Source organism: Corynebacterium stercoris (genome assembly GCF_024160105.1).
Classification (GTDB): Bacteria; Actinomycetota; Actinomycetes; order Mycobacteriales; family Mycobacteriaceae; genus Corynebacterium; species Corynebacterium stercoris.
Genome location: NZ_JAMFTQ010000006.1, coordinates 61,584 through 81,667 on the forward strand (window position 1 = coordinate 61,584; position 20,084 = coordinate 81,667).

At 64.6% G+C, this 20,084-nt stretch carries 26 protein-coding genes and 1 pseudogene; 4 read left to right on the forward strand and 23 right to left on the reverse strand.

Annotated features, from left to right (window positions below; genetic code table 11):
- Position 1: 1 nt before the first annotated feature.
- From M5J20_RS06425 to M5J20_RS06515, 19 genes and pseudogenes are all read right to left on the reverse strand, one after another.
- Positions 2-2,383 carry a DUF6541 family protein gene (locus M5J20_RS06425; protein ID WP_253577710.1) on the reverse strand — a complete coding sequence of 794 codons (2,382 nt, stop codon included), beginning with the start codon at positions 2,381-2,383 and terminating at the stop codon, positions 2-4.
- Between the two features lie 151 nt (positions 2,384-2,534).
- Positions 2,535-3,365 carry a tRNA pseudouridine(38-40) synthase TruA gene (truA, locus tag M5J20_RS06430; protein ID WP_253577711.1) on the reverse strand — a complete coding sequence of 277 codons (831 nt, stop codon included), beginning with the start codon at positions 3,363-3,365 and terminating at the stop codon, positions 2,535-2,537.
- A 76-nt stretch (positions 3,366-3,441) separates the two neighbouring features.
- Positions 3,442-4,053: a 50S ribosomal protein L17 gene (rplQ, locus tag M5J20_RS06435; RefSeq protein WP_253577713.1), complete on the reverse strand. Its 612-nt coding sequence runs from the start codon at positions 4,051-4,053 to the stop codon at positions 3,442-3,444.
- Between the two features lie 52 nt (positions 4,054-4,105).
- Complete coding sequence (locus tag M5J20_RS06440; RefSeq protein WP_253577715.1) at positions 4,106-5,119, reverse strand: DNA-directed RNA polymerase subunit alpha; 1,014 nt, start codon at positions 5,117-5,119, stop codon at positions 4,106-4,108.
- A gap of 131 nt (positions 5,120-5,250) precedes the next feature.
- Positions 5,251-5,856, reverse strand: coding sequence for a 30S ribosomal protein S4 (gene rpsD, locus M5J20_RS06445; RefSeq protein ID WP_253577717.1), 606 nt, complete (start codon positions 5,854-5,856; stop codon positions 5,251-5,253).
- A 27-nt stretch (positions 5,857-5,883) separates the two neighbouring features.
- Positions 5,884-6,285, reverse strand: coding sequence for a 30S ribosomal protein S11 (gene rpsK / locus M5J20_RS06450; RefSeq protein WP_234948217.1), 402 nt, complete (start codon positions 6,283-6,285; stop codon positions 5,884-5,886).
- Positions 6,286-6,288: 3 nt separating this feature from the next.
- A complete protein-coding gene (gene rpsM / locus M5J20_RS06455) occupies positions 6,289-6,657 on the reverse strand; it encodes a 30S ribosomal protein S13 (RefSeq protein WP_253577719.1) in 369 nt (122 codons plus the stop codon).
- 190 nt (positions 6,658-6,847) lie between these two features.
- A complete protein-coding gene (gene infA / locus M5J20_RS06460) occupies positions 6,848-7,066 on the reverse strand; it encodes a translation initiation factor IF-1 (RefSeq protein ID WP_018017508.1) in 219 nt (72 codons plus the stop codon).
- A 168-nt stretch (positions 7,067-7,234) separates the two neighbouring features.
- Complete coding sequence (locus tag M5J20_RS06465) at positions 7,235-8,047, reverse strand: L,D-transpeptidase (protein WP_253577721.1); 813 nt, start codon at positions 8,045-8,047, stop codon at positions 7,235-7,237.
- Between the two features lie 43 nt (positions 8,048-8,090).
- Entirely contained in the window at positions 8,091-8,882 is a 792-nt protein-coding gene (gene map / locus M5J20_RS06470) for a type I methionyl aminopeptidase (protein WP_253577722.1), read from the reverse strand.
- A gap of 13 nt (positions 8,883-8,895) precedes the next feature.
- Positions 8,896-9,441 carry an adenylate kinase gene (locus tag M5J20_RS06475; protein WP_253577724.1) on the reverse strand — a complete coding sequence of 182 codons (546 nt, stop codon included), beginning with the start codon at positions 9,439-9,441 and terminating at the stop codon, positions 8,896-8,898.
- Positions 9,441-10,769, reverse strand: coding sequence for a preprotein translocase subunit SecY (gene secY, locus M5J20_RS06480; protein ID WP_253577726.1), 1,329 nt, complete (start codon positions 10,767-10,769; stop codon positions 9,441-9,443). Before secY ends, M5J20_RS06475 begins: the two co-directional genes overlap by 1 nt.
- Positions 10,770-11,215: 446 nt before the next feature.
- Positions 11,216-11,653 (reverse strand): annotated as a pseudogene (gene rplO, locus M5J20_RS06485) (50S ribosomal protein L15); the annotation flags it as partial.
- Positions 11,654-11,660: 7 nt separating this feature from the next.
- Complete coding sequence (gene rpmD / locus M5J20_RS06490; RefSeq protein WP_253577728.1) at positions 11,661-11,849, reverse strand: 50S ribosomal protein L30; 189 nt, start codon at positions 11,847-11,849, stop codon at positions 11,661-11,663.
- A 5-nt stretch (positions 11,850-11,854) separates the two neighbouring features.
- Positions 11,855-12,496: a 30S ribosomal protein S5 gene (rpsE, locus tag M5J20_RS06495; protein ID WP_253577730.1), complete on the reverse strand. Its 642-nt coding sequence runs from the start codon at positions 12,494-12,496 to the stop codon at positions 11,855-11,857.
- Between the two features lie 40 nt (positions 12,497-12,536).
- The gene (gene rplR, locus M5J20_RS06500) at positions 12,537-12,941 is read right to left on the reverse strand and encodes a 50S ribosomal protein L18 (protein WP_253577732.1); all 405 of its coding nucleotides are present in this window, start codon (positions 12,939-12,941) and stop codon (positions 12,537-12,539) included.
- A gap of 2 nt (positions 12,942-12,943) precedes the next feature.
- On the reverse strand, positions 12,944-13,480 hold the full coding sequence (rplF, locus tag M5J20_RS06505; protein ID WP_253577734.1) for a 50S ribosomal protein L6: 537 nt from the start codon (positions 13,478-13,480) through the stop codon (positions 12,944-12,946).
- 17 nt (positions 13,481-13,497) lie between these two features.
- Positions 13,498-13,896 carry a 30S ribosomal protein S8 gene (rpsH, locus tag M5J20_RS06510; protein ID WP_253577736.1) on the reverse strand — a complete coding sequence of 133 codons (399 nt, stop codon included), beginning with the start codon at positions 13,894-13,896 and terminating at the stop codon, positions 13,498-13,500.
- A gap of 323 nt (positions 13,897-14,219) precedes the next feature.
- Entirely contained in the window at positions 14,220-14,939 is a 720-nt protein-coding gene (locus tag M5J20_RS06515) for a DUF2786 domain-containing protein (RefSeq protein WP_253577738.1), read from the reverse strand.
- A 215-nt stretch (positions 14,940-15,154) separates the two neighbouring features.
- Here M5J20_RS06515 and M5J20_RS06520 point away from each other — a divergent pair, with 215 nt between their 5' ends.
- From M5J20_RS06520 to M5J20_RS06530, 3 genes are read left to right on the forward strand one after another with little or no spacing between them, the layout of a single operon-like run.
- The gene (locus M5J20_RS06520) at positions 15,155-15,451 is read left to right on the forward strand and encodes a DUF6457 domain-containing protein (protein ID WP_253577747.1); all 297 of its coding nucleotides are present in this window, start codon (positions 15,155-15,157) and stop codon (positions 15,449-15,451) included.
- On the forward strand, positions 15,448-16,284 hold the full coding sequence (gene fdhD / locus M5J20_RS06525; RefSeq protein WP_253577749.1) for a formate dehydrogenase accessory sulfurtransferase FdhD: 837 nt from the start codon (positions 15,448-15,450) through the stop codon (positions 16,282-16,284). Before M5J20_RS06520 ends, fdhD begins: the two co-directional genes overlap by 4 nt.
- 13 nt (positions 16,285-16,297) lie before the next feature.
- Positions 16,298-16,786 (forward strand): carboxymuconolactone decarboxylase family protein, encoded by a 489-nt coding sequence (locus M5J20_RS06530; protein ID WP_253577751.1) that lies wholly within the window; start codon positions 16,298-16,300, stop codon positions 16,784-16,786.
- A gap of 29 nt (positions 16,787-16,815) precedes the next feature.
- Here M5J20_RS06530 and M5J20_RS06535 read toward each other — a convergent pair whose 3' ends face one another.
- The 4 genes from M5J20_RS06535 to rplN form a co-directional block, all read right to left on the reverse strand.
- The gene (locus tag M5J20_RS06535; protein ID WP_253577753.1) at positions 16,816-17,598 is read right to left on the reverse strand and encodes a formate/nitrite transporter family protein; all 783 of its coding nucleotides are present in this window, start codon (positions 17,596-17,598) and stop codon (positions 16,816-16,818) included.
- Between the two features lie 131 nt (positions 17,599-17,729).
- Positions 17,730-18,323 carry a 50S ribosomal protein L5 gene (gene rplE, locus M5J20_RS06540; RefSeq protein ID WP_253577755.1) on the reverse strand — a complete coding sequence of 198 codons (594 nt, stop codon included), beginning with the start codon at positions 18,321-18,323 and terminating at the stop codon, positions 17,730-17,732.
- 2 nt (positions 18,324-18,325) lie between these two features.
- Positions 18,326-18,640, reverse strand: coding sequence for a 50S ribosomal protein L24 (rplX, locus tag M5J20_RS06545; RefSeq protein ID WP_253577757.1), 315 nt, complete (start codon positions 18,638-18,640; stop codon positions 18,326-18,328).
- 3 nt (positions 18,641-18,643) lie between these two features.
- Positions 18,644-19,012: a 50S ribosomal protein L14 gene (gene rplN, locus M5J20_RS06550; protein ID WP_253577759.1), complete on the reverse strand. Its 369-nt coding sequence runs from the start codon at positions 19,010-19,012 to the stop codon at positions 18,644-18,646.
- Positions 19,013-19,290: 278 nt separating this feature from the next.
- Here rplN and M5J20_RS06555 point away from each other — a divergent pair, with 278 nt between their 5' ends.
- Complete coding sequence (locus M5J20_RS06555; protein WP_253577760.1) at positions 19,291-20,082, forward strand: formate/nitrite transporter family protein; 792 nt, start codon at positions 19,291-19,293, stop codon at positions 20,080-20,082.
- Positions 20,083-20,084: the final 2 nt, after the last annotated feature.

Sequence of the window (20,084 nt, forward strand, 5' to 3'; positions counted from 1 at the left end):
CTTACCCCGCCGCGGACGTCTGCGCTGAGCTCACGCTTGCCGACGTCTGCGACCCGCCCGTCTGCTCAGCACTCGACGTAGCTGTCGGGCTCGGCGTGGGCGTGGCGGTTGCCGTCGCGGACGGGGTAGCCGTGCGGGACGTTGTTGGGGCGGCGCTTGTTGAAGCCGCAGTCGCCGTCGCCGTGGCGCTGGAACTGGTAGAGGTGCTCGTGGTGGTTGCGCTGTCGCTGGTGGTCTCGTCGGAGCCGTCGGCAAGCGTGGGAAGCTCCTCCGAACCGTGCGCGAGGGCGTCGCGCTGCATGGCACTCAGCTCGGCCTCGGTGAACTCGGCGTTCACTGCGAAGATGACCACCTCGCCCTTCTTGTACACCGGGGTGGTGCCTCGGGCGATCCACAGCCCGTCGTTGAGCTTGTCCAGCGTGCGCTGCCACCACCAGAAAGAGCCGGGGCTGGTGATGTAGAACTTCACGCCGAGGTTGGCAAGCGCCTCGTCGGTCCAGTTCTCCGCGTCTGGGTCGCCGCGCAGGCCCTCGCCGGCAGCGTCCGAGTCGTAGACGGCAATAGCCATGTCGGTGCCGCTGCCGCCGGACGGCCACAGGTAGTGGCGGGACACGGTGGGCACGCCGGTGTAGGCGTAGAGCCAGGAGTGTCCGTCGTCGGGGTTGCCCAGTGTGTACCCCTCCCACGCGGCGGGTTGGGAGGCGAGCCAGGTGAAGGCGGCGATGTCGTCCTCGCTCACCATGCGCTCGTCGGTGCGCGGTGCGGTGAAGGCCTCCTCGGCGCCCTCGAGCGTTTCCGCCCGCAGCGCAGGCGCCCCCGCCACGCCGACGCCCGCCGCGACCGCGACCGACGCTGCGGTGGTCGCGGCGGTCCACGCCTTGGTGTTCTTGCGCGCCGCGAGCGGGGCCAAGGTGAGCAGGCGGATCATCGCCGCGACACCGATAGCCGCGGCCGCCGCCACCGCCATGCACACCGGCAGGATCAGGCGGTGCGGGGTGTTGTAGTGCACGGCGGCGATGACGCCGAGGCCGTCGCCCACCCAGCCGTCGATAGGCTGCACGGCGTGCACCGTGGCTGCCAACGAGATGACGTAGAACAGCGCCGGCCACACCTGCCCGCGCAGGAACAGCAGCACCAGCGCACCGACAAGCGCCAGCCACAGCGCAACCACCGGGTTGAACGCGGGGAAGAACTCTTGTACATGGCGGGTGTCCATGAAGAACGCGTCGCCCCACCCGTCGGTGACGTTGCCGGCCTCGTTGGCCTCCCAGCCGGACACTTCCTCCGCCTGCTCCGAGCCGGCGAGGATCTGAGGCAGGAACGCGATCGAGCCGGCCAGCGCCGGCAGCGCGATCCAAAAGGTGTCCTTGATCCGGGACCGCTCCGGGCGCACCAGTGTGGAAGTCAGCCAGCTCAGCGCCACGCCCAGCACCACGACAGTGACCGCCGAGGGGTGCGCGGTGAGCAACCCGAGGAAGCCCAGCGACGTGGGCAGCGCCGCCGCCGGCGTGCGCGGTGTGTCCACGAACTGCCAGATCACGATGCCGGTGAGCGAGATGGCGAACAAATACGGCCACATGCCCACGTACTCGCCCACCCACATCACCTGCGGCGCGGCGTAGATCGCCACGGCGGCGAACGCGGCGGCGATCTGCGCCGTCATCCCGCGCGAGCGCATGAACGCGAACACCAGGCACGCCATCGTCGTCGGCAAGGCCAGGCCCGGCAGCACCACCTGCGCAATGTTCAGCGCCGCGATGGGCTCGAGGCCCGCCGCCTTGCCGAACAGCGCGATGCCGGCGTGGTAGCCGGAGGGGTACAGCAACTTCGCGTGCGTCTCAATGTTTTGCAGCTCACCCATCCGCGTCGGCGACGCCACGCCGGTGTCCATGATGAAGCGCACCAAGTTCGCGTGCCATTGCACGTCCCAGCCCTGCACGATGTTGTACACGCCGTTCGGGCTGCGCACGAGCCAGTGCAGGCGATCTGCGATCAGCATCCACGCACCCGCCACCACGCCGATCGCGGGCACGATCCACGTCGGCTCGAACAGGCCGCCCTTGTACCAGGGCTCGTGCTTCACGACGGCAGTAGACCCGCCCCTGGTTTCAGTGGTAGCCGGGCGTTTCCGCCTGCGGATGAACGCGTAGCGCCACGCCCCCGCAAGACCGAGCGCGAGCGCCAAGCTCACCCCGAATGTCCAGAGGTTGAACGGCGCCGACGTCAGGCCCCACATCCACGCGCCCATGCCGAACACGCCGAAGCTCACCGGCAGCGCCGCCGCCATCGCCGCAGGCGCTTTCATCCCCGCGACCCACGAGACGACAAAACCCGGGGCGAGGAAGAAAACGACAGCGAAGCATGCGGCCACGGCCGACGACATTGTTCCTCCTCACAGACCCGGGCAGGGGCATCTCCCGCATTCTATTCCCCTCCCCCGGGGCCGCGGCGCACCCGCCTCCCGCACGGCGCGCCCGCCGGGGGCCATCGCGTGCCGACGCCATTTTTGTCTGCGCGGCAGACTTTTTCTCCGCTTAGAGGGTTCGACGGTCCCGAGTCACAGCGACCCGTTCCGCCAAATCCTCATCCCGCGGGTATGTCACGCCGGTCAGGGTCAAACCCTTTGCTGGCGCGAGGCGCACCTCCGGATCGCGCGCGTCCTTGTCCAGCAGGCCGACTACCCAATCGAGCTCTCGACTGCCCTCCCCCACCGTCAGACACGCGGCGGTCAACGCGCGCACCATGTTCCAGCAGAACGCGTCGGCGGTGATCCGCGCCTCGTAGAGCGCCGGCTCGTGCGGGGTGGATACGTCGTGCCAGGTGAAGGCGTGGACGTCGCGGATCGTGGTGGCGTGCTCGCGGAGTTTACAGAACGCGGCGAAATCCTGCAGCCCCACCAGCAGGTCGGCGGCGGCTTGCGCGCGGCCCAGCTCTATAGGCTTGCCCCACACGGCGGTGTCCCGCGCGCGGGTCGGCAGCGCGCCCGCCGGGTCCGTGGTCACTCGGTAGGTATAGGAGCGGGTGAGAGCCGCAAAACGAGCGTCGAAAAGCGGGTGTGCCTCGCGCGCATCGAATACCCGCACGTCCTCCGGCAGGAGCTTCGCTAGGCGACGCACAAGTGCAGCCGGGTTACCCCCGAGCGAGCGCTGGTCCAGGCTTTCGTCGGGAATGTCGGCGTGCGCCACCTGTCGCGCGGCGTGCACGCCGGCATCGGTGCGGCCTGCGACGGTGAGCGCGACCGGGGTACGCAGCACGAGTGTGAGGGCATCCTCGATGGTTGCCTGGACGGTGCGGATGTCGCCTTTCTGGCGAGCCCAGCCGTGGAAGTCGGTGCCGTCGTAGGCAATGTCCAGGCGGATTCGCATGGGTTCACGCTAGCAAACGCAAAACCGGCACCCGGATTGCTCCAGGTGCCGGCTTTGTCGGCTAGTCAGCGCAGCATTACTTCTGCTGCTCCTGCTCCGGGGACTCCGGCTCAGCAGCCTGCGCCTCGATGGCGGCCTCGTTGGAAGCCTCAGCAGCCTGTGCGTCAGCCTCGACCTGTGCGGTCTCGACCTCAGCGGCCTGGGCCTCGTTCAGCTCGACTGCGGTCTCGTCGACTGCCGGCTCCTCGGAAGCGGCGGCCTCAACCTTCGCAGCCTCAGCCTCGCGGGAGGCGGCGGCGCGGGCGGTGCGGGTGGCAGCGGTGGAAACCAGCTCCTCGGTCACCAGGGAGATGTGCACCATCGGCGCGTTGTCGCCGGCGCGGTTCTCCAGCTTGATGGAGCGGGTGTAGCCGCCGTCTCGGCCCTCGAACTGCGGAGCGAGCTCGTTGAACAGGTACGCGACGATCTCCTTGTTCGGCAGTTCAGCTGCCACGGCGCGGCGGTCGGCAATGGTGCCGCGCTTTGCCTTGGTGATCAGCTTCTCGGCGTAGGGGCGAAGCATCTTCGCCTTGGCCTCGGTGGTCTTAATTGCGCCGTGCTCGAAGAGGGACTGCGCAAGGTTGGCCAGGATGTGCTCCTGGTGCTTGGCGGAACCTCCGAGACGGGCACCCTTCTTAGGGGTAGGCATGTCAGTACTCCTCGTGTGCGGTTAAGTGAGCGCGAGCTCAAAGATTGGGGTTCTACTCTGCGTCTTCCGCGCTGGTGTCCAGGTAGTCGCCAGTCTCGGCGTCGTAGCCCTCGATCTGCGTGGGATCGAAATCTTCCGGTGCGTCCTTCAAGGTCAGGCCGAGGTTAGCCAGCTTGATCTTGACTTCGTTGATGGACTTCTGGCCGAAGTTGCGGATGTCCAGCAGGTCGGACTCGGTGTACTCAGCGAGCTCGCCGACGGTGCTGATCTCCTGGCGCTTCAGGCAGTTGTAGGAGCGCACGGAGAAGTTCAGGTCCTCGATCGGCAGGTTGTAGGCCGCGATGTACTCCGTCTCCTGCGGGGAGGGGCCGATCTCGATGCCCTCTGCTGCGGTGTTCAGCTCGCGCGCGAGGCCGAACAGCTCCACCAGGGTGGAGCCGGCGGATGCCAGCGCGTCGCGGGCCGTCATGGAGTTCTTGGTCTCCACGTCGATGATCAGCTTGTCAAAGTCGGTGCGCTGCTCAACACGGGTCGCCTCAACCTTGTAGGCCACACGGGTCACCGGGGAGTAAATCTGGTCGACCGGGATGCGGCCGACCTCGCCGCCGGAGTTCGGCATGGCCGGGACGTAGCCGCGGCCGCGCTCGACAACAAGCTCCATCTCGAGGCGAGCCTGCTCGTTCAGGGACGCGATGTGCAGATCCGGGTTGTGGATCTCCACGCCCGCCGGCGGCTCGATGTCGCCTGCGGTCACGTCGCCGGGGCCCTCGACGTTCAGGTACATGACAACCGGCTCGTCGGAGTCGGAGGACAGCACCAGGTCCTTCACGTTGAGGACGATCTCAGAGACGTTCTCCTTGATGCCGTTGATCGTGGTGAACTCGTGGAGCACACCGTCGATCTTGATCGAGGTCACGGCTGCGCCCGGGATGGACGACAGCAGCGTGCGGCGCAGGGAGTTGCCGAGGGTGTAACCGAAACCCGGCTCGAGCGGCTCGATGACGAACTTCGAGCGGTTGGTGTCGATGTATTCCTCGGTCAGTTGCGGACGCTGAGAGATGAGCATGGAACTTCTCCTTTATCGGCACCCACTATTTGATGCCGGTAGGAACGAATATTGGAAGAGTGTGCGCAGGGCTTCGGCGCTTTCCGACGCCTGAAACTCCGCGCGCGGAGTGAAGCAAACTCGTGAAAGGTTTACTTCGAGTAGAGCTCGACGATGAGCTGCTCCTGCAGCGGGACGTCGATCTGAGCGCGCTCGGGCAGCTGGTGCACGAGGATGCGCAGGGTCTCGGGAACGACCTGCAGCCAGGCCGGGACGACGGCGTCGAGCAGGTTGTCCTGAGCCTCTTCGAACCACAGCATCGAGCGGGACTTCTCGCGCACGTCGATGATGTCGTACTGGGAGACCTTGAAGGACGGAACGTCGATAGCCTTGCCGTTCACGGTGAAGTGGCCGTGGGAAACCAGCTGGCGTGCCTGGCGGCGGGTGCGGGCCAGACCAGCGCGGTAGACGACGTTGTCCAGGCGGGACTCCAGGAGCACCAGCAGGTTGTCGCCGGTCTTGCCCGGGAGGCGGTTGGCCTCCTCGTAGTAACGGCGGAACTGCTTCTCCATCACGCCGTAGGTGAAGCGAGCCTTCTGCTTCTCCTGCAGCTGGAGCAGGTACTCAGATTCCTTGATGCGGGCGCGGCCAGCCTGCCCCGGGGGGTACGGGCGGCGCTCGAAGGACATGTCGCCGCCGACGAGGTCGACGCGGAGGCGACGGGACTTACGGGTAGCAGGGCCGGTGTAACGAGCCATGGTGAGTTACCTCTTTTCCTTTCTGCCTTAAACGCGACGACGCTTCGGCGGACGGCAGCCGTTGAACGGCTGCGGCGTCACGTCGGAGATGGACGACACCTCGAGGCCAGCGGCCTGGAGGGAACGGATAGCGGTCTCGCGGCCGGAGCCCGGACCCTTGACAAACACGTCAACCTTCTTCATGCCGTGCTCCATTGCCTTGCGGGCAGCGTTCTCAGCAGCCATCTGCGCAGCGAACGGAGTGGACTTGCGGGAGCCCTTGAAGCCGACGTGGCCGGAGGACGCCCAAGAGATCACAGCACCGGACGGGTCCGTGATGGACACGATGGTGTTGTTGAAGGTGGACTTGATGTACGCGTGGCCAGCGGCCACATTCTTCTTTACGACGCGACGTCCACGACGCGCGCCAGCACGAGTCTTCGGTGGCATGTGTTACTTCTTCTTTCCTGCGATGGTCTTCTTCGGGCCCTTGCGGGTACGCGCGTTGGTCTTGGTGCGCTGGCCGCGAACCGGGAGGCCGCGGCGGTGGCGCAGACCCTGGTAGGAGCCGATCTCAATCTTGCGGCGGATGTCAGCCTGCACCTCGCGGCGCAGATCGCCCTCCACGGTGTAGGAGGACTCGATCGCGTCACGCAGGGATGCGAGCTGGTCGTCAGACAGATTGTCCGTACGCAGGTCGGGAGAGATGCCGGTCTTCTCGAGCAGTTCCTTGGCTCGGGTCGGGCCGATGCCGTAGATGTAGGTTAGTGCGATCTCCATGCGCTTGTTGCGCGGCAGATCCACACCTGCAAGACGTGCCATGAGGTCACGTTCCTTTCGGGTTGTTACGGTGGTTTACTCCCCACCCGTCCACGCCAAGCAACACTTTGTCCGGACCGTGCCGGAGGATGGGTTGTGGTTTCGCGCGGCTCCAGCCACCGTGGCCGGAGGTAGACGACGCGTGCCGACGTTTGCGATCAGCCCGCGTCTGGGTAAGGAGGCGAAATAGCCTTTACTTGTAGCGGTAGGTGATACGCCCGCGGTCCAGGTCATACGGGGAGAGCTCCACGATGACGCGGTCCTCCGGGAGGATGCGGATGTAGTGCTGGCGCATCTTGCCACTGATGTGGGCCAGAACCTCGTGCCCGTTGTCCAGTTCGACACGGAACATCGCGTTCTTCAAGGGCTCGACGATGCGGCCCTCAACCTCGATTGCGCCTTCTTTTGCCATACACTCCACTTCCTAGAGCCCCCGCGCGTTTGCGCAGGTGCGAGCGTGATTTTCCACAGTTGCTACATGGTGAATGAACACCAAAGAGCGACTATAGCCACCCACCTGCGAAAAGACAACCCAGCACACGGGCTGTGCTGGGCTGATGAGGTTCGCTTGGGGGTGCGGCTAGTAAACGACGACCTTGTCGCCGATCTGCAGCTCGCTGAAGTACTTCTGCGCGTCCTGGCGGTACATGCGCACGCAGCCGTGCGACATGTAGGCCGGATCGCCCTGGTGGAAGGCGATGCCGTTGTTGGTGAAGTACACCGCGTACGGCATCGGCGCGTTGCCGAACTCCCAGGAGATCTCGTCCTTGACCTTGCGGTTGACGTAGAAGGTGCCGCGCGGGGTCTCGTAGCCCTTCTTGCCGGTGCTCACCTTCACGGCGCCGTAGTACACCTGGCCGTCCTTCTGCAGCCAGGAGCGCTGGCCGGCGAGGTCCACGCACACCTTGGCGCTCTTCGGGCATGCGCCGTAGTCGAACGCCGGTGCCGGGGCGGGTGCCGGTGCCGGAGCCGGAGCGGGCGCTGGTGCCGGAGCCGGAGCGGGCGCTGGTGCCGGCTTCGGGGTGCGCTCGGCGATCAGGCCCGGGAAAAACGTCTCGACAGACTGGTCGATGTTCGCCTTCACCTGCGCCGGCAGGTTCGGATCGAGGCGGCCCAGGCCGTCAGCCTGCGCGTGCAGGGTGCCGCGGAGGTTCCACGCCGCGTCGCGCGCGGCCTGGTCGGACCGGGAGCTCAGCGAGGCCAGCTGGTCGTTCGCGGAGGACACCAGCGGGTTCGCGCTGCTGCCCGCAGAGGACAACTGGGGCAGGGCGGGCTGCGCAGACGCTGCCGCGGGGTTTGCGGCCAAGGTGGCGGCGAGGGCGGTTCCGGCTGCGATCGCGGCGGCGCGGCGCTTCAGCGGCGACGGCTTCGCGTGGCGGGGAGTGTACGACATGGCCAGGAGTATAGCCCAGCGCGCCGCTTCGAAACGAGCACCGCTACTGGCGCGGGGTGAGAATCCGCGGGCCGTCCGCGGTAGCGGCCACGGTGTGCTCCCAGTGAGAGGCAGGGGAACCGTCGGCGGTGACGACGGTCCAATCGTCGGCAAGCACCTGGGAGTCCGTCTCCCCGCCCAGGATGAGCATCGGCTCGATGGCGAGCACCGAGCCCTCCTGGATCAGCGGGCCGCGGTTGGGGCGGCCCTCGTTGGCCAGGTACGGATCCTCGTGCATCGTGCGGCCGATGCCGTGGCCGCCGTAGCCGTCCAGGATGCCGAGTTCGACCCCGAAGCGCTCCTCGGCCGCATACGTCGCGGTTTCGAGCGCGTACGACACGTCGGTGAGTTTGTTGCCCGGGATCATCGCCTTCAGCCCCTCGAGCAACACCCACTCGGTGGCGCGATTGAGCTTCTCGACATCCGCTGCCAGCTCCCCCACCCCGAAGGACCACGCGGAATCGCCGACCCACCCCTCAAACGTGGCACCGCAGTCGACGGAGACCAGGTCCCCTTCCTGGAGCACCACGCTTTGCGACGGAATCCCGTGCACCACCACCTCATTCACAGAGGCGCAAATGGAGCCCGGGAACCCGTTGTAGCCAAGGAACGTCGGCACGGCGCCGTGATCCCGGATGACAGTTTCCGCAACCTTGTCCAGGTCCAGCGTCGTCGCGCCCGGACGCGCCACTGCCCGCACCTCTTGCAGGGCGATGCCGACGATGCGGCCCGCCGCCTCCATAGCGTCGAGCTCGGCGGGGGTCTTGGCAGCGATCTTGCGTTTGCGGAAGGCCATCAGTGTTGCGGGGCTACTTGCCCAGCTGCTCCATCGCGCGGGCGTTGATCTCGTCCACGTCGCCGACTGCGTCGATGGAGATGATCTCCTCGCCGTAGTGGTCGATCAACGGAGCGGTCTCCTCGCGGTAGACGCCGAGGCGGGTGCGGATGGTGTCCTCGTTGTCGTCGGCGCGGCCGCGGGCGAGCATGCGCTCCACCACCACGTCCTCGTCCACGACGAAATTGAGTACGCCGTCGAGGGAGTGGCCGGACTTCTCCAGCAGCTCGCCCAGAATTTCGGCCTGCTCCACGGTGCGCGGGAAGCCGTCGAGGAGGAAGCCGTTCGCGGCGTCCGCCTCGTTGAGGCGGGCCTCAACCATGCGGGCGGTCACATCCGTCGGCACGAGCTTGCCGGCGTCGATGTAGCTCTTCGCCTCAACGCCCAGCGGGGTGCCCTCGCCGATGTTGGCGCGGAACAGATCGCCGGTGGAGATGTGCGGGACACCGAGCTTTTCGGAAAGGATGGCGGCCTGGGTGCCCTTGCCAGCGCCGGGAGGGCCGAGAAGTACGAGACGCATTATCGCAGAAGTCCTTCGTAGTTGGATTGCAGGAGTTGGGATTCAATTTGCTTGACCGTGGTCAGAGCCACGGAGACCATAATGAGGATCGCAGTACCGCCGAACGCGCTCATGCCCGCGTTGCCGGAGCCGGTGAGACCCGCGTCCATCGCGATGTTCGGCAGGACGGCGATGGCGGCGAGGTAGATGGAGCCGACGAACAACAGGCGGTTCATGACGAAGCCGAGGTATTCGGCCGTCGCGCGGCCCGGGCGGATGCCGGGGATGAAACCGCCGTACTTCTTCATGTTGTCCGCCTGCTCGACCGGGTCGTACTGGATGGACACGTAGAAGTAGGAGAAGAAGATGATCAGCGCGACGTAGGTCAGGATGTACTGCCACGAACCCGGGTTCTGCAGCCACGCCATCACGTGGTTCATCCACCAGTTATCCGGCGGGGTCGGGTTGTTCATGGTCACGATCTGGGTAATCAGCACCGGCACGTACATCAGGGACGACGCGAAGATCACCGGGATAACGCCGGCCTGGTTGACCTTGAGCGGCAAGTAGGTGGAGGACCCGCCGTACTGACGGCGACCGACCATGCGCTTGGCGTACTGCACCGGGATGCGGCGCTGACCCTGCTCGATGAAGATGATGCCGACGACGAGGACGATCACGGCTGCGAGCACGAGGAAGAAGGTGACCGGGCCAGAGTTGTTCCAGATGAACACGCCCTCCTGCGGGATGCGCGTCGCAATACCCGCGAAGATGAGCAGCGACATGCCGTTGCCCACGCCCTTCTCGGTGATGATCTCGCCGAGCCACATGATGAGCACCGCACCGGAGGTCATCACAATGATCATCATCAGCAGGGTCCACACATTGCGGTCCTCGACCAGCACCGGGACGCCGCTGCCGAGCAGCTGCTCGCGGTCCGCCAGGGCGACGATGCCGGCCGACTGCAGGAGCGCCAGGGCGACGGTGAGATAACGCGTGTACTGCGTCATCTTCGACTGGCCCGCCTGGCCCTCCTTCTTCAGCTCCTCGAACTTCGGAATCACCACGGTGAGGAGCTGCACGATAATCGACGCCGTGATGTACGGCATGATGCCGATGGCGAAGATCGAGAGCTGCAGCAGCGCGCCGCCGGAGAACAGGCCGATGATCGAGAACATCGTCGCCTGGTCGCCCTGCGAGATGTCTTGCAGACGCTGGTTGATCAGCGCGTAGTCCACGCCGGGCGTGGGAATCTGCGCACCGACGCGGTACAGAATCATGAGTGCAAGGGTGATCAGGACCTTCTTGCGGAGATCAGGATCCTTAAACACCTGAGCAATTGCGGACACAAAGCCTCCTGGCCCCCGGCCCAGCGGGCGGGCGGGAGATATGCGGACAGTTCGACGCCTCGGCCGGGCATTGAGCCTGCACTAGGGCACGCTAAAGCCGTCTCGGCCATCGTAGACCCCACTACCCTAGCAGCCCGTCTTTATGAAACGGTATTCGCTCACCGCAGGCGAACCTTGCGCCCCGACCCCGGAAATGCGCGAACCCCCGCCCGCCCCGGATGAACGTCCAGGGTGAGCGGGGGTTGACTGCGTGTGCTCTATGCCTCGGTGGTGTCCTCGACAGCAGCGTCATCGGTGTCGACGACGGTGGAGCCGCCCTGCAGCGGGTCGGTCTCCAGCACGCCGCGGGCACCCTCGGCGGCCTCAGCGGCCGGGGTTGCCTCGCCTGCGGCGGATGCGACCGGGCCGTCGACGTTCTTTGCCGCACGTGCGGAGAACGCCTCGGTGGTCGCGGAGCCACCAGCAGCCTCGATCTTCTCTACTGCGGACTTGGAGAACTTGGTGGCGGTGACGTTGAGCTTGACGTCAATGTCGCCGTTGCCCAGCACCTTCACCGGCTCCTTGGCGCGGACGAGGCCCGCGGCAACGATGTCGGCGATGGCGATGGTGCCACCCTCCGGGAACGCCTCGGCCAGGTCGGCAACGTTGACCACCTGGTACTCGATGCGGTTCGGGTTCTTGAAGCCCTTCAGCTTCGGCAGACGCATGTGCAGCGGCATCTGGCCACCCTCGAAAGCAGCGGAAACCTGCTTGCGAGCCTTGGTGCCCTTGGTACCGCGGCCTGCGGTCTTGCCCTTGGAGGCTTCACCTCGACCAACGCGGGTCTTGGCCTTGTTAGAGCCCTCAGCCGGGCGGAGGTCGTGGAGCTTGATGATGTCAGCCATGTGCTATCTACTCCTCTCCAGCAACTTCTTCGACGGTGACCAGGTGGCGCACCTTCAGGATCTGGCCGCGGGTTGCGGCGTTGTCCTGCTTAATAACGGACTGGCCGATCTTGCGCAGGCCCAGAGCCTCCAGGTTTGCGCGGGTAACCGGCTTCTCGCCCACCTTGCCGTGGTGCAGCGTAATCTTCAGTGCCATTGTGCTTACGCCTCCTGACCTGCGCGTGCGCGCAGCATGCGAGCCGGAGCGACATCCTCGACAGCCTTGCCGCGCTTCGCTGCGACCTCTTCGGGGCGCACGAGCTGCTTCAGGGCGGCGACGGTCGCCTGGACCACGTTGAGAGCGTTGTCGGAGCCGAGGGACTTGGCCAGGATGTCCTGGACACCCGCGCACTCCAGCACCGGGCGGACAGCGCCGCCGGCGATGACACCGGTACCCGGAGCAGCCGGACGCAGCATCACGATGCCGGCAGCGGCCTCAGCCTGCACCGGGTGCGGGATGGTGCCGCCGATCATCGGGACGCGGAAGAAGTTCTTGCGAGCCTCCTCGGCACCCTTCTGAATTGCAGCCGGGACTTCCTTCGCCTTGCCGTAGCCGACGCCGACCATACCCTGGCCGTCGCCCACAACAACGAGCGCGGTGAAGGACATGTTGCGGCCGCCCTTGACGGTCTTGGCAACACGGTTGATGGTCACAACGCGCTCGATGTACTTATCGCGCTCGTCGTTCTGGTTGCGGCGGTCGTCGCGGTCGCGGCGGTTGCCGCGTCCACCGCGCTCGCCGCGGTTGTTGTTGTTCTCGTTGTCGGCGGAGCGTCCGCCGTCACGCCGTTCACGTTCGGCCATTACGCGATCCTTCCGTTGATGGTGATGTTTGCGGTGATCATTAGAACTTCAGACCACCTTCACGAGCTGCGTCTGCCAGGGCCGCAACACGGCCGTGGTACTTGTAACCGGCGCGGTCGAAGACAACGGCCTCGATGCCGGCGTCCTTGGCGCGCTGCGCAACAAGAGCGCCAACCTTGGCGGACTTGTCCTTCTTGTCGCCTTCCAGGTTGCGGATCTCCGGCTCCATGGAGGAAGCGGACACCAGCGTGTGGCCAGCCAGGTCGTCGATGACCTGGACGTGGATGTGGCGAGAAGAGCGGTGCACAACGAGACGCGGGGTCTCCGGGGTGCCACGCAGGGTCTTGCGGATGCGGTAGTGGCGGCGTGCGCGGGCCTCGCGGCGGCGGGACGAGATGTCCTTGCCCACCGGGGTGCGCTTGGTGTTCTCTGCGGTGTTGCTCATGATTACTTACCCGTCTTTCCGACCTTGCGGCGGACCTGCTCACCCTCGTAGCGGATGCCCTTACCCTTGTACGGGTCATCCTTGCGGAGGCGGCGGATGTTCGCTGCGATCTGGCCAACCTGCTGCTTGTCAATGCCCTCGATCGAGAACTTGGTGTTGCCGTCGACGGCGAACGTGATGCCCTCAGGGGCCTCGATCAGGATCGGGTGCGAGTAGCCGAGGGAGAACTCGAGGTCCTTGCCCTTCTGCTGCACACGGTAACCAACACCGAAGATTTCCATGTTGATCTTGTAGCCCTCGGTCACGCCGACAACAAGGTTGCTGATCAGCGAGCGGGACAGGCCGTGCAGAGCGCGGTTCTGGCGGTGGTCGTCCGGACGGGACACCACGATTTCGTTATCCTCAACGGAAGCGGTGATCGGGGTGGGCAGGTCGAGGGACAGGGTGCCCTTCGGGCCCTTCACCTCGACGTGCTGGCCGTCAATCTTGGTCTCCACGTTGTTCGGGATTGCAATAGGTGCTTTACCTACACGCGACATGTCTTTACAACCTCCCCTTACCAGACGTAAGCGAGGACTTCCCCGCCTACGCCCTTCTCCTGAGCCTGGCGGTCAGTCAGCAGGCCGTGAGACGTGGAGATGATTGCCACGCCCAGGCCGCCGAGAACCTGAGGCAGGTCGGTGGACTTGGCGTACACGCGCAGGCCCGGCTTGGACACGCGGCGCAGACCAGCGATGGAAGCCTCGCGGGTCGGGCCGTACTTGAGGTCCAGGGTCAGCGTCTTGCCGACCTTGTCGTCCTCAACCTTGTAGTCGTTGATGTAGCCCTCCTGCTTCAAGATCTCGGCGATGTTGGCCTTGATCTTGGAGGAAGGCATGGTCACGCTGTCGTGCTGTGCGTTACTTGCGTTACGCACGCGGGACAGCATGTCCGCGATCGGATCAGTCATGGTCATAACGAGTGACCGTTTCCCTTTCTCGTTGCGGTTCCCATTTACCCACCTGACCAGCACGTGCGGGGCACTGCATGGTCGCGTTCTCCGTGTGATCTGTCGGGGGCTACTTCACGCTCCCCACGCTCAATAACGTGGGGCGCTCGCCGCCTCCCTTGCACGCGGTCCGCATTTCGGCGGGGGGCCTGCAACAAAGTTGGTGTTCTTACGTACTCATCGGAACGGGCGCGCCAAGCACGCGGCGCGCAAGTCCGACGGTCCAAGTTACCTCCCCCGCCTGCTCAGAAGCAAATTGCTTGCCGACGGCAGCGTTCCCCGCCCGTTCCTCAGAACGGGAGGGCAGGTCGTGCCTTCACGCGCGTCTGGCCGAGATCGGTCATGTCGCCCGCGCGCTGGCCGTCGAAAAATGCGTCTACATCGAATCTGCGGTGGCTGCTGCCGCCGGTGCCAATGTTCAGGCCCCATTCGGCAGCGAGGGTGTCACGGAACTCCTCGGCCGCCAAACGATCGTCGATAAGCGCGAGTGCGTACCCGCCGTCGCTGGCTGCGACCGTGTCCTCCGCGGCTGCGAGCCGGGACCCGATCTTGGAGGAGAAACCCGCCATGAACGAGCGGCGCATCACCACGACGGATTCGGCGAAGCTCGCGGCGCGGAGCCGACGCGCGCCGAGGATCATCACCGGCGCGAGGAGGGAGTACAGCATGTCGACGCGCTCCATGTGGCGTCGCAGGCCAAACACCGTGGCGTTTTCGGCACGCGTGGAGTTGTAGACAGGTTGGTAATAGCCGGTGCAGTGCAGCGCGTCGGCGATCGCAAGCAGCAGCCTCGCCTGCATGTCCGTGTAGGCGCCGCTAAATGGGTAGGTCTTGTACACCACCTCGTCGCCATCGTCCGGTTGGGCGAGGTCTCGTTCGTCGAAGCCGTACGTTGCCATGAGGGCGAACGCTTTGGCGTAAAAGGAGTCCCCCTCCGGGGAACCCTCCTGATCCGCCGCCTGGTTCAGCAGCTTCTGCACCTTCTCCTTGATTTTGTCGATGTCCCGCATCGCAGCAGTTCCTTTCGGTTGTTTCATTTTCTGGTGCCTCTGTTATAGCCCGGGTTGTGCTGTTTGCCGACCTCGCCAAGGCCCCACCCTGTGGAAATCCGGTTTCCAAACCTGTGGATAGTGCGCGTTTTCCGACGTTATGGTGAAAACATGGGCAACACTGATCGGTGCCGGGCTCGCGCTGACAGTGCGCTCCTCGCGCTAGTGTTGGGGCCATGGCTGACTCCCTCACCTCCACCCACGAATGGCTCGATACCGTCGCCGAGGATCTCGGCGCGGACCCGGCCCTGGTCCGCGAGCTCGTCGGGGACATCCTCGACATGACCGCTGCTGTCGCCCACAACGGTCCCTCCCGCCCGGCTGCGCCGACCACCGCGTTCGTGGTGGGGCTCGCCGCAGGCCAGCGCTTCGGCGCGCTTGGTGGCAGCGCCGACGAGGTCCGCACCATGATTGCGCAGGTGGAGCAGCTGCTCACCACCTACCAGCCGGCGGAGGAGCAGGACGCGGAGTGAGCCGCATCAACCGCCGCTTCGCAGTCACCAAAGTCACCCGCGGCGAGGGAGCCAACGCCGGCAAAATCCTCACCGATACCCGCGCGGACATCGTCACCGTCGAGGAGCCGCTGGAAATCCGCGCCGGCGGCACCACGCTGACCACCACCATGCGCACGCCGGGGCACGACATCGAGCTCGCCCACGGGTGGCTCTACGCCGAGGGCCTCATCTCCACCGTCGATGACGTGACCACCGCCCGCTACTGCGCCGGCTCACAGAACCCCGAAGGCACGAACACCTACAACCTGCTGGACATCGACCTGGCCACGTCAGCCAAGCCTGTCACGCCGGACTTCATCAGGTTGACGCCCACCACCAGCGCGTGCGGGGTGTGCGGCACCCAATCCATCAGTGAGCTCCTGCACAAGGTGCCCGCCGCGATCTCCCCCATCGCCCTGGACCCCGAGCTGGTCATGTCGCTGCCGGAGCGCCTCGCCGCCGAGCAGCAGCAGTTCCGCAAAACCGGCGGCATCCACGCCGCGGGCGCATTCGACCTCGACGGCAACCCGATCGTCGTCCGCGAGGACATCGGCCGGCACAACGCCGCCGACAAGGTCATCGGGCATTTGCTTCTCGACGGTCGCTTGCCCGCCACCGACATGATTTTGGTGATGAGCTCCCGCGCCTCCTTTGAGCTCGTGCAAAAAGCGGCGATGGCAGGTTTCCCGGCGCTGGTAGCGGTGTCGGCCGCGTCGTCGCTCGCAGTCGAGCTTGCACGCGAGGCCGGGATGGCGTTAGCCGGGTTCACCAGGGCAGATAGGTTCAACCTCTACGCGGGAGAGTTGATCTAGCTACCGTTGGGGTATGACTACTCGAGAGCTGAACCAGGATTTCCAAGCCCCATTCTTCCCGGCCGTCAAGTACCTCTCCCAGAACGTTGACCCGGAGACCTCCGAGCTCGTGTGCCTGCGCGCCTCCGCGCTGAACGGCTGCCCAGTCTGCACCACCACCCACCGCCGCAACTCCCGCCAGATTGGCTTCACCGAAGAGAAGATCGTGGCTGTGGAGAACTGGCCGGAGCACAAGGATGAGTTCTCCGACAAGGAGCTCGCTGTGCTCGAGTTCACCGATGCGGTGACCAAGCTGCCCGAGCACGAGCACTCCGTTTCCGACGAGCTGTGGTCCCGCCTTGTGGAGCACTACGGCGAGGACGGCACCCGCAGCATTCTTGTGGGCATCAACTCCATCAACGTGTTCAACCGTTTCGGTATCGCAGCCCAAATGGACAACACCGCTGTCGAGGGTGCGAACGACTTCGACAAGGACCTCAGCAACTGGCCGGCGAAGGCGTAACCGCAATCTGGCCGTAGCGGCGCGATGCGCTAGTCGGTGTAAACCGTCTGGGTCTTGTTCAGCCAGGCGTAGACGGCGCCGATGCCGAGGCCGCCGCCAATGAAGTTGCCGATCAGCACCATCGTCCAGTTCAGGGCCACGGCGCCGACGGTGAAGTTGTCCGGCAGCGGGTCGGCGAACATGGTGATGGTCATGAGCGAGAAGTTCGCGATGATGTGCTCGAGGCCCAGACCGACGAAGATCGCGATGATCGGCACGATGGCGACGAACTTGGAGATGACTTCCTTAGCTTGCAGGCCCATCAGGATAGCCATGTTGACCACGAAGTTCGCGAGCACAGCCTCGATGAACGCGCCCCAGGCGGACTTGTTCAGCTTGCCCTCGCTGAGGGTGGCAATGAGGTGGGTGTTGTCCATCGAACCGAGCTTGGCGGACTGGCTCAGGATCGCGGCGACGATGAACGCACCCACGAGGTTGAAGATGGTGGCGGCGATGAAGAACCAGATGGTCTTGCCCCAGCTCAGGTTGCCCTTGGCGGACGCCCAGGAGCCGAACATCATGTCGCCGGTGGCAAGCTCGGTGTTCAGCACCACGATGGCGAAGAGGCCGAATCCGAAGAGCAGCGCAAAGACAACGGCACCGAGGCCTTTGGCGTGCTGCTCCACAGCGTTGCCGGCGACACCGGCGAACGCGGTGGCCACGGTCAGGTAGATGCCCGCGAGGATTGCGCGGACTGCGAAGCGACCGAAGTCGTTTTCAAGAAGGTCGACCTTTTTGGCGGCGGCCTTATCTAGGGTTTCTGCGAGTGACATTGCAGTGTGCTTTCTTCAAACAGGTGCCGATAGTGCGCGGGAAACGTTATCAGACATTGGGCAGAAAACACTGCCGTCGGAAAGCAAAAGCCCCTCCGAAGAGGGGCTGAAAGCTAACGGATGCGTAAGGCTTATGCCTGCTGCATCTTGCCGTCCTTGTCCGCGAACGGGAAGCCGAGGTGGCGCAGGAGTGCACGGCCCTCGTCGTCGTTCGTGGCAGTGGTGACAACGGTGATGTCCATGCCGCGGACGCGATCGATCTTGTCGATGTCGATCTCGTAGAACATGGTCTGCTCGGACAGGCCGAAGGTGTAGTTGCCGTTGCCGTCGAACTGCTTGTCGTTCAGGCCGCGGAAGTCGCGGATACGCGGCAGAGCAACGGTGAGCAGGCGGTCCAGGAACTCCCACATGCGGTCGCCGCGCAGGGTCACCTTTGCGCCGATCGGCATGCCCTCGCGGAGCTTGAAGTTCGCGATGGACTTCTTCGCGCGACGCAGCTGCGGCTTCTGGCCGGTGATCGCGGTGAGGTCCTCGAGAGCGCCGTTGATCACCTTGGAGTCGCGGGCAGCGTCGCCCACACCCATGTTGACAACGATCTTGGTCACGCCCGGGATCTGCATGACGTTGTCGTAGCTGAACTCATCCTGCAGCTTGGTGCGGATTTCGTCCTGGTAGCGGGTCTTCAGGCGCGGGGTGTACTGGGTCGAAGCGGTCGTCTCAGTCATTGTTAGATGTCCTTCCCGTTCGACTTGGCCACGCGGACCTTCTTGCCGTCCTCGTCGAAGCGGTAGCCCACGCGGGTCGGCTTGCCGTCGGAGTCCAGGATCATCACGTTGGACACGTGGATCGGAGCCTCCTGGGTGACAATGCCGCCGGACTCGGCGCCACGCTCGTTGTAGGAGTTAGCGACGTGCTTCTTCACACGGTTCACACCCTCGACCAGGACCTTCTCGCGCTTCGGGTAAGCTTCGATGACCTTGCCCTGTGCGCCCTTGTCCTTACCAGCGATGACCTGGACCAGGTCGCCCTTCTTGATCTTCATGGGTTAGATCACCTCCGGTGCGAGAGAAACGATCTTCATGAACTTCTTGTCGCGGAGCTCACGAGCGACGGGGCCGAAGATACGGGTGCCGCGCGGCTCGGTGTCGTTCTTGATCAGAACAGCGGCGTTCTCATCGAAAGCGATGTAGGAGCCGTCCGGACGACGGGTCTCCTTCTTGGCGCGCACGACGACGGCGCGCACAACCTCGCCCTCCTTGACGTTGCCGCCGGGGGCAGCTTCCTTCACGGTGGCGACAATCGTGTCGCCGATGCCGGCGAAGCGTCGGACAGAGCCGCCGAGCACGCGAATGCACAGAATTTCGCGTGCACCCGTGTTGTCGGCGACCTTCAGACGCGATTCTTGCTGAATCACAGTTGGTCTCCTGACCTGGATCAATGTGCGCCAGATTTCCGTCCTGCGCGCACGTGGTCAATGTTTTCGGAGCCTTCCGCTTATCGACGAACGGTTGAGAACTCTCTAGGTTCGTTCCCGTCGAAGGGTCTCGGGTGTTTCACTCGGAAACGCGCGTCGCACCCGACCAGCGCAAGACAACTCAGGTATTGAACCACGACCTGCGTCAATTCCCCAAATCGATGGGCACACCGGGAGTCAGCGGGCGACGGGTTCTGGCTTCCACTAGTTTCACTTGTGTGATCTTCCAGGAGTCTGCCGACAGGGCCATCAAAAACAAACTCGACCTTTTCACCAAGGAGCCGGCGCGTTTCGCGGTGAGGGCGATGCTTGCGGGCTTGTTCCTGGGCATCATGACGGCGTTCGCCGCCAACACCGCCACCACGGTGGAAGCCGCCGCTCCCGGCATGGGCAGGTACGCGTTCGCCTCGCTTTTCGCCTCCACGCTCTACATCATCGTGGTGCTGCAGGGTGAGCTGGCCACGGGCGACATGATGTTCATGACGTATGGGGCCATCCACCGGAAGAACACCTTGGGCAAGGGGTTCGCCATCGTGTGCTTCGTCACCTTGTTTAACCTTATCGGCGCCGTGCTGGTGACGGCATTGATCGCCAACACCACTATCGGCGAGGCCGTGACGACGGACAGTTTTATCTACAACTTGATGGTGGCCAAACTTGAAAAGCCCAGCGGCAAGCTTTTCATCGAAGCCATCCTCGCCAACATTGTGGTCAACATCGCGTTCATGCTCTCCACCCAAGCGGGCAAGGACTTCACGGCGAAGCTGCTCGGCGTCATGATCATCATTCCTGCGTTTGCGGCGATGAGCTACGAGCACTCGATCGCCAACTTCGTCCTGACGGCGTTGACCGGCTTCGAGTTCGGCCCGGACGCTATCCCCGGCTACACCGTGGGCAACATTGCGCGGCACTGGACCATCGTGTGGGTGGGCAACTACATTGGCGGCGGGCTGATCATGGGCGGCATTTACGGCTGGTTGAACCTCACCAAGACCAACTACAAGGACTAACC